The organism is Cyanobacteriota bacterium (assembly GCA_027618255.1).
Lineage (GTDB): Bacteria > Cyanobacteriota > Vampirovibrionia > LMEP-6097 > LMEP-6097 > JABHOV01.
Genome location: JAQCFG010000013.1, coordinates 1 through 12,303, shown reverse-complemented (window position 1 = coordinate 12,303; position 12,303 = coordinate 1). Strand labels below are relative to the sequence as shown.

Sequence of the window (12,303 nt, the reverse complement as noted above, 5' to 3'; positions counted from 1 at the left end):
AGTTAAGAGAGGGTTAAGAGCCTATCTACTATAGAACTCAACAATCATACGTTCGTTAACGTTGACAGGAATTAGCTCACGAGCAGGTATTTCTACAAACTCACCTTCAAATTCTTTTTTGTCGCGTTTGATGTAAGCAAGAGTATCTATCCAGTTCTTCATTGAATCTTCAATTAAAATCAATTTGCGAGCTTTAGGGTGAACGCTAATCTTGTCGCCTGCTTTAACAGGGTAAGAAGCGATGTCTACTTTAAAATCGTTTACTAGGATATGTCCGTGACCAACTAATTGTCTAGCAGAAGCTAATGTAGGCGCAAAACCCATTCTGTAAACCAAATTGTCGAGTCTTCTTTCAAGTAATTGAATAAGAATCTCACCAGTAGGTCCATTGGCGCGAGTTGCTCTTTGAACATATTTGCGGAATTGTTTCTCAGTAATAACGCCGTAGCTAAGTCTAAGTTTTTGTTTCTCTTTTAAAAGAACGCCATACTCAGATAATTTCGCCTTGCGCTGACCATGCTGGCCCGACTTATAAGGTCTTTTGGCTACCTCAAACACAGGCATTCCGGAAAGTAACTCTCCATATTTGCGTGATAATTTATCCTTGGGTCCTCTGTATCTAGCCATAGACTGGTCATGATAGCCCAGTTGAGGAGATAATTTCAAGGATATTAAAGGCAATAATCCTTAAGAATTTGTATATCGGGTGATCCTGCAGCTGCATCTGGCAATATCTTGACTAAATCCACTCTGATTTGCTATTCTGTATGTACGTGAAGGTTCCATTCGTACAACAAATAATGACAAGTCTAGCTATGACTGCTGGGCTTATAGGTTGCTCGACTAATGAGATTCCCTCAGCTCCCGAGTCAAATCAACAAGAGATAGATCATTCAGCAGAAACAACAAGAATTGGCGGGGCTGAACTTGCAATAGTCAAAAATGATCCAGGCTTAATAGCACCACCAACAGATCAGGATACTGCACTAAGCTTCTATGGTTTTCAAAATACTATAAATTCAGTTATTGAAATTCAAAACATCGTTGATAGAACCATCGAGCTTCGACTAATCAAACCTAGGCAATTAGTTAAGTTACAAGAAATCCTAAATGCTGATCCAAACAATCAAGGGAAGCTCACAGCAGCAAGTATTGAATTACTTGAAATTAGACAAGAGATTTTTAATCAATTGGCTAACAAAACAGAATTGAATCCAGCAGAAACAGAATTGCTCACGATCTTACTAAAAACTAATCCACAACACTACGCATTATTATTGTTTGAACAATATGGACTTGATGAATACGACAATGAGTCTATTAATGAAGCCGTTAAATTATTTAGTGATTTACATGACAACATCATTAAAGCACTGTCGCAAGCAAAGATCACAGCCAGAGAAGCAATTCAAGCATCCCGAGGCAAGATGGATGGTTCAGAAGAAACTGGTTTTGATAATTTCAAGACGATTGATAACTACCTCAAAGGTCTTAATGATGGAAGTCTCAATCCAGTAAGACCAGGAGATAAAATTCCCAAAGCTCAACAATTCAAGTTTAACGAGGAAGAGCAAAAACCAGGGGAGCCACCAAGACTAAGACGACCAGGCTATGGCTGGAGAGACACGACAACACAGTTAACAACTGGTGAAGATCTTGGTCAAGGAATCAAGAAACTAGACACTATAGTAATTTCAGAGCAAGAGCTTCTTCAAATACTGCAGAAAAATTTCGGTCTAGCTCCCTAAGACAAACTTCTACCAAACAGCATGATCAATCTTGGGATCATACTCGAAGGTATCGATAATTTCAACTTTGCAAGCTATGCCATCTCCTGAGTACCAATTGCAGTATTCTTCACCTGAGTCATTAAGCCAAACACTATAATCACCAGGAGCTAACTCAACTGCGTAATAACCCTTTTCGTCAGTTTTAGTTTCAGCAATCAATATACCAGAAGTGTCACGTACAATCACCTTAGTACTAAAACCAGTTTCAGAGCAGCTCGTCTTGCTGCCAGCGATACTAGGCATACAATTGCCTTCAATTAATTTCACTTGACCAAAAAGTCCAGTCGCATCTGTTGCTAATCCCATGTTAGCTGCTTTTGCTTGAGCAAGAGCTTGAGCAAGAATCAAATTATTGTTTTCTAAGTCATTAACAATAGCTTCAAAAGAACTAATCTGACTACGTCGAAGTGCTTTCAAACTTGGTCCGAGTTTACTAAACTCACGACTTAAACTAATATCATTAACTGCTTCAAATCTTGTAAAAAGAACCTTTTGGATGCGGTTTAGAATCTTGGCTTTTTGTTTGAATGCTTTGTACTGTCCATTATCAAATAAAGTATTCAGCTGATTCAAACGAGTGTTCAGCGAATTAATTTTCTTTGAGATCCTAGTGTTTTGCTGCAAAAGACTTTGATCTATCGCTCCAACTGAAGTAATAGACAGAAATAAGATAGAAATAGCAATAAAGCTACGCACGCAAACAATCCTAGCATGACAGATACTAGTACTATATGAGACAAGTATCATTCTTTGCATTATCTTCTCCGTTAAATAGGGGAATAACATATAAAGATGCACTCTTCGACTGAACAGATTGCAAAAGAGCTTTTTAAATATATAAAGGCCCAAAATTCGGGCTTGAATATGTTCAAGTTGCGCAATATCAAAGACCTACTACTTAAACTAAGTATTGCTCAACCAAAAATAAAACAAAGCCTGTTTCATTTTATTGATGTCTTGCCTGTACTCAAAAGCTCCAAACAAAAAGCTCAATTTTTTACTGAGTATGTTGCTCCATACCTACCTAGCTTTATTCATCAAAGTCAAATATTTAGCCAGGGCTTAGAGCTTGGTAGCAAGCTTGCAATCAGCATTATGGCAAAATCATTTATTTGCGGCAGCAATATTGATGAAGCCAGAAAAAGCATCCGCCAACTTACAAGCAAAGGACTTAGCTGCAGTATCGATATACTTGGTGAACTCGCACTTAGCCAAAAAGAAGCTGATCATTATTACAAGGATTACCTCAATCTAATCGAGCACCTTACGGAAACTAATATTTCAGTCAAACTCTCAGCACTTATCCCGCAAACCAATCAACTAGATTATCAAGGCAAAAAAACCAAGCTCAAAAACTTACTTAGAGAGATTTACAGAACTGCAATTAAACAAAACTGTCTAATCAACGTAGATACAGAGCACTATGCATGGAAAGAAATGACCTATGAAATAGTACAAGAACTTCTTATGGAAGAGGAGTTTAGAAACTGGGATGATGCTGGCATTGTACTTCAAGCCTACCTTAAAGAAAGTGCTGAAGATCTCAATACTTGGCTCAATTGGTCACGCAAACGCGGCACTCCCATCACAGTACGTCTTGTGAAAGGTGCTTACTGGGATTCAGAAAGAGCACTGGCTTTGCAAAATGGCTTTGAAGTTCCTGTCTATCAGCAAAAACATGAGTCTGATATCAATTATGAAAATCTCACCAAAGTCTTACTAGATAACCATAAGCTACTTAGACCTGCTATTGCCTCGCACAACATTAGATCACTATCGGTTGCGATCAATTATGCAGAAAAGATAGGGCTTGATAAATCTCAATATGAATTTCAAATGCTCTATGGTATGCTCGATCCGATCAAAGAATACCTGGTGAAGCAAGGCTACGAATGTCGAGTCTATATGCCTTATGGTGAGCTCATTCCAGGGATGTCATACCTAGTTAGGCGCCTACTAGAAAACACGGCTAATGATTCTTTTCTCAAGCAGGGATTTTTAGACAAAGCCGATGTTGATAAATTGATTCAAGATCCACGGGCAAAGCAAATAGAGAATAGAGAAAAGGGCTCCGATCACAATTTTGACAATATAGCCAATACCGACTTCTCGCAAAAAATCAATCGCCAAAAAATGGAACTCGCAATTAAAAAAGTAAAGCAAGAAATCTCAAACATCGAACTATACAAATCCAACCTTAATGATTGTGACCGAACAATCAAACAAGCAGAGAGTGCCTATCTCAAGTGGTCTCAAGTGAAACCAGAGCTTAGAACAGCCGTTCTCAAACATTGCGCTCAAGAACTAGAAAAACAAAGGCATAGATTTAATGCTCTACTTTGCCTTGAGGTTTTTAAGCCTTGGCAAGAAGCAGACAGAGAGACCTCTGAAGCGATTGACTTCTTGAATTACTATGCAGATCAAGCTCTTGAACTTCATGCCACTAGCAAGCTCAACTCTAAACCTGGCGAAAAAAATACTAATCACTACCAAGCTCAGGGTATTGCACTCGTAATCTCACCATGGAATTTCCCACTTGCCATAATGGCAGGAATGAGCTGCGGCGCACTAGTGATGGGCAATTCAGTAATAGTCAAACCTTCAGAAAGAAGCTCAATTGTCGCTCATGAATTTATCAAACTGCTTAATGAGTCACTAGAAAAACTAGCTCCTCATTACAGCGAGGGTTTATTCAATCTCATTATTGGTGAGGGTAAAACCGTAGGCTCTTACTTAGCTGAGCACAAACTAACTAAAATCATTGCCTTTACTGGTTCAAACAAAACCGGCATGAAGCTCAATGATATTGCAAATAATGCAAGACCAACCAAGCGCATGATAGCCGAGATGGGCGGTAAGAATGCAATTATAGTTGACCAGAGTGCTGATCCTGATGAAGCGATACCTGGAATACTTTATTCAGCCTTTGCTTTTGCCGGGCAAAAATGCTCAGCTTGCTCGCGTTTGATTCTAGTAGACGAGATTTATAATGAATTCAAACAACGTCTTGTTGAAGCAGCAAAGTCAATCAACATCGGTGATCCAGCTAATGAGGCTACTAGCCTTGGACCAGTAATAGACAAGCATGCCTACCAAGAGATTCAACGTTATATTAAAGTCGGTAAACGAGATGGTAATTTATTGCTAGAAGAAAGAGATTTGCCGGAAGGAAACTTCATCAGTCCTTGCATTATCGAAGGACTTGATATTAATCACAAATTAGTTCAAGAAGAAGTCTTCGGACCTGTTTTAGTTTTGCTAAGAGCCAAAAATCTTGACCACGCTATTGAATTAGCAAACAACTCAGACTTTGGTTTAACAGGTGGACTCTATTCTAGAAGCCCTAACAATATAAAGAAAGTCACAAGGGAAATGCAAGTTGGTAATTTCTACATTAATCGACCTTGCACCGGAGCTGTCGTCTCAAGACAAGCCTTTGGTGGGATCAAAGAATCTAGTATTGGGCTTAAAGCTGGTGGACCAAACTATCTCTTGCAGTTTATTCACGAAAAGACGATCTCAGAAAATACTATGCGTAGAGGCTTTGTTGCTGACTAAGGACTCGAGCATAAAACTTCATTTTCAGCGTGTCATAAAGTAAAAACAGGATCATTCTATGGTCCTAATGCAAAAGCGCAAGATCTCTAATAATTCGCGAGATTACTGCATGATACAATTATTTCTATGCCATATATCGGACTTAATGACCTAGAACGCCAAGAAATGCTTCAAACTACAGGAATCACCAGTCTTGATGATTTATTTATCGACATCCCAGAAAATCTCTTGCTCAAGCGTGACCTCAATCTTGAATCTGGCTATCAAGAATGGGAATTAGAAAAATATTTCTCCAAACTTGGTGCAAAGAATCAAACTAAAACTCGTTTCACTAGCTTCAAGGGAGCAGGATGTTACCAGCATCATGTACCAGCTTTGGTTAAAGCAATTTCTAATCGAGGAGAATTTCTTACTGCATACACTCCGTATCAACCAGAAGTATCTCAAGGTACACTTGAAGCAATTTATAAATTCCAGAGCTTCATTGTTGAGCTAACAGGAATGGATATCGCGAATGCTTCAATGTATGATGGCGCAACCGCTTTTGCTGAGGCGATTACAATGTCATGGCGCATCAACAAAAAACGCGAAGTCTATCTCTCTAAATACATTCATCCTGAATATATCAATGTAGCCAAGAACTACCTAGAACCGCTTGGTATTGAATACAAATTCTATGAAAGTATCGCAGATATTCCAGATGGATCAACCATGGTGATTGCTAATCCTAATTTTTACGGTGAAACTATTAACAAGGACACAACTCAGATCCTACGCAAATCAGTTGAAGATCACAATCTATTCTTGATAGTAGTTGTACCAGAAGCATATGCACTAGTAGCTCAAGCAAAACTCTCTGAGCTTGGTGCTGATATAATTTGCGGCTCTTGCCAAAGCTTTGGCAATCCAAGTCACTACGGCGGAGCTCAAGTTGGTTTCATAGCTAGTAAACAAGAGCATGTACGTCAAATGCCAGGACGTATCATCGGCAAGACCACTGACCGAAATGACAAAGAGGGTTACGTACTTACCTTTCAAGCCCGCGAACAACATATCAAAAGAGATAGAGCAAGTTCAAACATCTGCACCAATCAATCACTGCACGCACTTTGCACTGCTATCTATCTTGCACAGATGGGCAAAACGGGCTTGCGCAATATCGCTAAAGACAACTGGACCAAGACTCGCGCTTTCAAAGCAGCACTTGGAACCATTGATGGCATTGAAATCAAAACTGAAAATCCATTCAATGAGTTTTGCTTATCAATTAATCCAGACAGTCCATTGAATGATTTATTCAAGACTTATACTGTCAATGTCAACAAACTACTCAAAGACAATTCTTGTTTATTCTCTCTTGACTTTAGCAAGAACCTCTATTTAGTTACTGTCACAGAGTTACATAGCGTCAGCGATCTCAATTCATTCCTTGAAGAAATTGCAGCTATCCTTTCTGAGGATGGGCAAGATTTGAGAGCACCGGTCATCCAAGAAACAGACCTAGCCAAACTTAGTTATGATTTTTATGCTTCTAACCTGCCTTCAATCGAGATCCCTGATCAGGGTGAGCTGACTGTGTGTCGTTACTTCACCAGATTGTCACAGAAGAACTTCTCTATAGATACTCATTTTTATCCACTAGGTTCTTGCACAATGAAATACAATCCCAAGATCAATGACATTATTGCCAGTGATTCAGCTTGGACTAATTTACATCCTTATGATTATGAAAAAAATATCCAGGGAGCCCTTGAAGTTTATACAGAACTCAATAGCGCTCTTTGCGAGATCACTGGTTTTCACAAATTTAGTTTGCAACCCGCTGCTGGCGCGCACGGTGAGTACTCAGCGCTGTTAATGGCAAAGCATTATTTCAAAGACCGCAAAGAAGATCGTAGTATTGTTTTGGTTCCGGATTCCGCTCATGGTACCAATCCAGCATCAGCATCAATGGCAGGATTTAAGACTGTTTCTGTTCAATCATCTAGTGATGGCAATGTTGATATCGAAGACCTGAAACGAGTACTAGAGAAACATCAGAATCAAATTGCAGTGATGATGCTCACCAACCCAAACACTTTTGGATTATTCAATCAAAACATCCTTGAAGTCGTCAGACTAATTCGTGAAGATGGTGGACTCATGTACTATGACGGAGCCAACTTAAATGCAATTGCTGGTATCTGTCGTCCTGGTGATATGGGTTTTGATTTGCTACATCTTAATTTACACAAGACCTTTTCTACCCCGCATGGTGGTGGCGGTCCTGGAGCTGGTCCTATAGGAGCAAGCAGAGCTTTAACTCCTTATCTTCCTGGTCCAAGTCTCAAAAAAGATAGCGAAGGTGATTTATTCTGGAACCATGAGTCACGCGAAAGCATTGGTAGAGTAAGAGCATTCAATGGCAATTTCAATGTGCTCTTAAGAGCTCTTGTTTATATCAAACGTAACGGCAAGGAAGGTATCAAACGTATTGCGGAGACTGCAACCCTTAATGCCAACTATATTCAGTCAAGAATTAAGCAAAGTGAAATCCTTTCTAATAGCGGTGTCTTCAGTCCCAAATTCAATAGAATTTGCAAACATGAATTCATTATTTCAGCCCAAAAGCTCAAAGAGAAATATGGCATCACTGCTCTTGACGTAGCTAAACGCCTCTTAGACAAAGGTATTCACGCGCCAACTATCTACTTCCCCCTGACTATCCCAGAAACAATCATGATAGAACCAACCGAGACAGAACCAAAATCAAGCCTTGACGCCTTGGTTACTGCCTTTGAAGAGATCATTACCGAGGCACAGACTGAAGAAGGTAGAGCAACGCTCAAGACGGCACCGCACAGTACGGAGTTTTCACGTTTTGATGATGTTAAAGCAGTTAAGGAACCGATTTTGAGTGAGAGGATGGAAGCTATGCGTTCTAACGCTCTAGAGCGTCTCTAAATAGTCATCATACTCACCACTATTCATAGTATCCAAGTCATCAAAATCAATTCCGTCTACTGAGCTAATTTCTATTATCCAGGTCTTTGAATTGATCTCTTCAGGGCTATTAACAACTTCTTTATTGGTGCTGATGAGCTTCGCTTTAAACGGTGCATAAATATCTCCAACCGCCTTAACAGACTCTAAAATAGCTAATGAATCAGCCGAATCATAGACCTCGCCGTCTTCTTTCGCTTCAACAAAAACTATATCACCAAGCTGATCACAAGCATACTGGCTGATACCCATTTGGTATACACCTTCACCCTTTTCTGCTATCCATTCATGTGACTTAAAGTATTGAACCATAAACAAACTTATAGCAGAATTTTGGCTTCCCGGGTATAGCAAATCCGGTATTTTTTTAATTAAAATTAACTTACAATCGCAGAGGACTTAAATTCCTGAACTTGTTTTTTACCGATATTGCGATAAAACCAAGGCTTTCCTACTTGTGCAATAGACTCTTTATTGCGTATCGACACCTTTACTTGAGCGTCTTCGTATTCAGGCTTAATGTAGGCCAAGGCTATTGCTCTATTAAGCATCGAAGAAAAATTACCACTGGTAACTTCACCAATCTCTTCACCAGCCTCATTTAATACTTTGGTATGTGACCTTGGAATAATTTTGTCTCCTTCAGGAAACGCAAGTCCAATTAGTTTTTTGTCCTTTCTGGTGGCTGCAGACTTACCAATAAAATCTTCCTTCTCCATTTTGGTAACCCAACTAAGCCCAGCCTCATATGGAGTCGTCTTAATATCAATGTCATTACCGTGCAAACAATAGCCAGCTTCAAGCCTCAGTAAATCACGTGAACCTAAACCACAAGGCGTTGCATCATGCTCATCAATCAAGTCTTCCCAAATATCCATTAATATATCAGGGTCACCATATAGCTCGTAACCCTCTTCACCGGTATAACCAGTCGCAGCAATAATTAACGGCTCTTCAGTATCATCATCACAATCAACAACACCAAAACCAAAATACTCAAGAGGCTCATCGATGCCCAGAAGCTGCTCTAGTACCTGTTTTGCCATAGGACCTTGAACCGCAATCTGCCCCCAGACCTCAGTCATATCTATCATTTCAGCGTCATAGTTTTCAATTTGTTTTTCATACCAGGCAGTATCAATATCATGATTACCGGCGTTATTCACCAACATAAATTCTTCATCACCAATCTTGTAAATAATCAAATCATCAATAATGCCACCTTCTTCATTGAGCATCGCTGTATAGATACCAGAACCAGCAAACAAAGGCTCAAGATCATTAGTAACTAAGTCATTCAAAAAATCTAGGGATTCTTTTCCAGAAACCAACCAACGTCCCATATGTGAAACATCAAAAATCCCAATATGTTCTCGAGTTGCTTTATGCTCTTCAATAATAGAAGTATAAAAAGTCGGCATCTTCCAACCAGCAAAATCCGCAAAACGTGCACCATTAGTTTGATTGAAATAATGAGAGATAGGTAATTTGAGTTCTGCCATAGCCACAATTATAGCACTGAACTTACTCCCAAATCGCCCAGAACTGCGTTACGCTTGCTCTGATAAACCATCATTGACGGCTCAGTCAACTCAGCTTTATCAGAACTTCGCAAGCCTTGTTCTGAACAATTTTGAAGCAAGTTCAAACCCTAATCAAAAGGAAAAAATCTCGCCCAAAGTCGGATGCGGATAAATCCATCTCTTCATTTCTTCAATACTTGGATTCATATTAATAATTGGCACTACAATTGAAATTAAATCTGTAGCAGAGTGTCCGATAATGTGGCAGCCAACGATGTGATTATCAACAATGACCCACTTGGTCATCCCCCTATCGTGACCAGAAACACGAGCCTTGCCGTTGCTTGCCCAGTTGATGATTCTAGTTTCAACTTTAGCCCCATAGATTTCACGTGCAGCTTGCTCTGTGAGCCCAATAGAAGCGAGTTCAGGATGAGTGAATACCACGAGCGGCACTTTGTTTGGATCAAGGTGGTAGTGCTCACCAGCAAAACTAGCAGCTAGTTGTTTTGCTTGGGCATAGGCATAGTGAGCAAGTGCTATTTGACCGGAAGCGTCACCAATGACGCATTGGTTCGAGGTTCGAGGCTTAAAGCTCGAGGCTTCTCTACCGATAGAAACAAAAACTTCTTCACCTTCTTCTATTTGAATGCTACTCAAATCTTTGACGCCAGTTTCTACTTTAATCTTCTGAGTCTTAAGTCCTTGCATGAACTTGGCGTGGATATCCTTATCAAGAAAAGGCATAATCTCATTCATCATTTCAATTACTCTTACTTGTTTACCATGATGCGCCAACATCGAAGCAAGTTCTAGCCCGATATATCCACCTCCTATAAATAAATATTTGTCAGCAAACCCTTTGGCCAAGCTCTCTTCAGAGAAAAAACTATCGCTAGTCAAAGCATCTGGAAACTCTTTAAGTGTCCTTGGTTTAGTGCCAGTTGCAATAATTAATTTGCAATAGTCGATCTTGTTAGCATCAACCACAACTCCATCTTCTGAGACTTGCGCCTCTGCAATGATCACTTCAATGTCTGCAGCTTTAAGTTCACTAGCGATAGCTTTTTCTAGCATCATTTTATTTTTGGTAATTAACTTAGGAAAGTCAGCAAGATTCTCAATAGAATGCAATTGTTTACTTGGGATACAACCAACATGAAGACAAGCGCCGCCTAGTTTATTTTTCTCTATTAAAATTATTTTTTGCTCGCTAAATCTTTTACGGAGTTCCAACGCCGACATATAGCCAGCAGGTCCGCCCCCGATAATCACTATTGCTTTGTCATTTAGTTTAGACATCTCAAGTTATTATAACGAAAGCCCCGGAAGGGGTTTCTTTAATTCACCAGCGTTATGTGACATTCTCAATAAATATCTGCCAATACCATCAATACAGAGACTTAATGGCACAAAAGTATCTCTGTGAGAAGGGAGCATTTTGGAGAGAAAGTCAAAAACGGTACCACCGATCAAACCTAAACCCGAAGCAAAGTAGAACTTCTTACCATTTTTGAAATGACCTGGATGTGCCTGTTCAAAATCAATCATAATTCCACCTAGATCTCTTAACGCAGTAGCAAATTTCTCCTTGCCCGTCACCAGCCAAGTCAAAGCTCCCAGATTAGTCATAATACTGGCAATCACTCCGATCATTGCATTATTAGAATCAGCCAAATTTTTGAGTATATCCTTGCTCGCAAAATTGTGATAAGTCTTTTTAAGTCCATTAAGAATATGTTTGAAATGCTCCCCAGCTGAGTGAAAGTGATCATTACCATTAATAATTGAAAGAGAATTAGCAAGAGTATAAGTACCAGAAGCCGTTCCTCGATCAAGATAGGTGTGATCTTGTGGTGCAAAAAGACCGACAACAATATCGTTAAAATGCCCAAGTGCTCCAAGTAAATCAAACTTAAGTAAATATTCAAGCATATTAATTGCTCCATTGAGAATCAAAAATGCCTTCGTTCCAAATTTACCAAAGCCATCAGCAAAGCTTTTAACGGTATCAGAAAAATTATATCGATGAGCTATTGCAGAAGCCGCGTTCCCAAAAATCGAGAGGAAATTAGCAGCTTCTGGAATGAATTTCTTCACAAAGAAATGCTCAGTAATTTGTTTTAAAATATTTTGTGAGTTTTGTTTTTCTTGTTTTAGTAAAAGCTGATCTTTAGACTGACTGGGAATTTCTGTTTTTTTGTCGTTAACAAAATTGGCTAGCGGCTCAATAGAAACTGATTCAGCAAGGGCCGGATGGTTTATCTGAGTCTGTTCAGCGGAAGGAGCGATTTGCAAAATAAAAATCCTAAGCAATATGAATTGACAGAATAAATAATAGCACCAGCTAGTACTTTCTTATCTTGCCGTTGGTACTGGGGCGTAACTATTCACCTAGGGCAGCTGCTCTCAGATTTTCAGCTTGAAGCTTATGACAAAACGAATTTCCC

Annotated in this window: 10 protein-coding genes; 3 read left to right on the top strand and 7 right to left on the bottom strand. The window is 39.5% G+C overall.

Annotated features, from left to right (window positions below):
• Nucleotides 1-21 precede the first annotated feature (21 nt).
• Nucleotides 22-627 (bottom strand): 30S ribosomal protein S4, encoded by a 606-nt coding sequence (gene rpsD, locus O3C63_03100; GenBank protein MDA0771910.1) that lies wholly within the window; start codon nucleotides 625-627, stop codon nucleotides 22-24.
• Nucleotides 628-773: 146 nt separating this feature from the next.
• Here rpsD and O3C63_03095 point away from each other — a divergent pair, with 146 nt between their 5' ends.
• Nucleotides 774-1,748 carry a hypothetical protein gene (locus O3C63_03095; GenBank protein ID MDA0771909.1) on the top strand — a complete coding sequence of 325 codons (975 nt, stop codon included), beginning with the start codon at nucleotides 774-776 and terminating at the stop codon, nucleotides 1,746-1,748.
• Nucleotides 1,749-1,757: 9 nt separating this feature from the next.
• Here the strand turns inward: O3C63_03095 and O3C63_03090 are convergent, their stop codons facing one another.
• Complete coding sequence (locus tag O3C63_03090; GenBank protein MDA0771908.1) at nucleotides 1,758-2,537, bottom strand: hypothetical protein; 780 nt, start codon at nucleotides 2,535-2,537, stop codon at nucleotides 1,758-1,760.
• A gap of 45 nt (nucleotides 2,538-2,582) precedes the next feature.
• Between O3C63_03090 and O3C63_03085 the strand changes: the two genes are divergently transcribed.
• Nucleotides 2,583-5,348 (top strand): proline dehydrogenase family protein, encoded by a 2,766-nt coding sequence (locus tag O3C63_03085; GenBank protein MDA0771907.1) that lies wholly within the window; start codon nucleotides 2,583-2,585, stop codon nucleotides 5,346-5,348.
• A gap of 126 nt (nucleotides 5,349-5,474) precedes the next feature.
• A complete protein-coding gene (gene gcvPB / locus O3C63_03080) occupies nucleotides 5,475-8,291 on the top strand; it encodes an aminomethyl-transferring glycine dehydrogenase subunit GcvPB (GenBank protein ID MDA0771906.1) in 2,817 nt (938 codons plus the stop codon).
• Here the strand turns inward: gcvPB and O3C63_03075 are convergent.
• From O3C63_03075 to O3C63_03055, 5 genes are all read right to left on the bottom strand, one after another.
• A complete protein-coding gene (locus tag O3C63_03075; protein ID MDA0771905.1) occupies nucleotides 8,277-8,642 on the bottom strand; it encodes a glycine cleavage system protein H in 366 nt (121 codons plus the stop codon). The genes gcvPB and O3C63_03075 overlap by 15 nt on opposite strands.
• Nucleotides 8,643-8,707: 65 nt before the next feature.
• A complete protein-coding gene (gcvT, locus tag O3C63_03070; protein ID MDA0771904.1) occupies nucleotides 8,708-9,832 on the bottom strand; it encodes a glycine cleavage system aminomethyltransferase GcvT in 1,125 nt (374 codons plus the stop codon).
• A gap of 8 nt (nucleotides 9,833-9,840) precedes the next feature.
• Complete coding sequence (locus tag O3C63_03065) at nucleotides 9,841-9,972, bottom strand: hypothetical protein (GenBank protein ID MDA0771903.1); 132 nt, start codon at nucleotides 9,970-9,972, stop codon at nucleotides 9,841-9,843.
• Between the two features lie 13 nt (nucleotides 9,973-9,985).
• Complete coding sequence (locus O3C63_03060) at nucleotides 9,986-11,155, bottom strand: FAD-dependent oxidoreductase (GenBank protein MDA0771902.1); 1,170 nt, start codon at nucleotides 11,153-11,155, stop codon at nucleotides 9,986-9,988.
• A 9-nt stretch (nucleotides 11,156-11,164) separates the two neighbouring features.
• Nucleotides 11,165-12,151, bottom strand: a complete 987-nt coding sequence (locus O3C63_03055; GenBank protein MDA0771901.1) for a hypothetical protein — start codon at nucleotides 12,149-12,151, stop codon at nucleotides 11,165-11,167.
• Between the last annotated feature and the right edge of the window lie 152 nt (nucleotides 12,152-12,303).

Coding starts and splice junctions, on each gene's coding strand:
- O3C63_03090 (MDA0771908.1), bottom strand. CDS start 2,537: ATGATACTTGTCTCATATAGTACTAGTATCTGTCATGCTAGGATTGTT.
- O3C63_03060 (MDA0771902.1), bottom strand. CDS start 11,155: ATGTCTAAACTAAATGACAAAGCAATAGTGATTATCGGGGGCGGACCT.
- gcvPB (MDA0771906.1), top strand. CDS start 5,475: ATGCCATATATCGGACTTAATGACCTAGAACGCCAAGAAATGCTTCAA.
- gcvT (MDA0771904.1), bottom strand. CDS start 9,832: ATGGCAGAACTCAAATTACCTATCTCTCATTATTTCAATCAAACTAAT.
- O3C63_03075 (MDA0771905.1), bottom strand. CDS start 8,642: ATGGTTCAATACTTTAAGTCACATGAATGGATAGCAGAAAAGGGTGAA.
- O3C63_03085 (MDA0771907.1), top strand. CDS start 2,583: ATGCACTCTTCGACTGAACAGATTGCAAAAGAGCTTTTTAAATATATA.
- rpsD (MDA0771910.1), bottom strand. CDS start 627: ATGGCTAGATACAGAGGACCCAAGGATAAATTATCACGCAAATATGGA.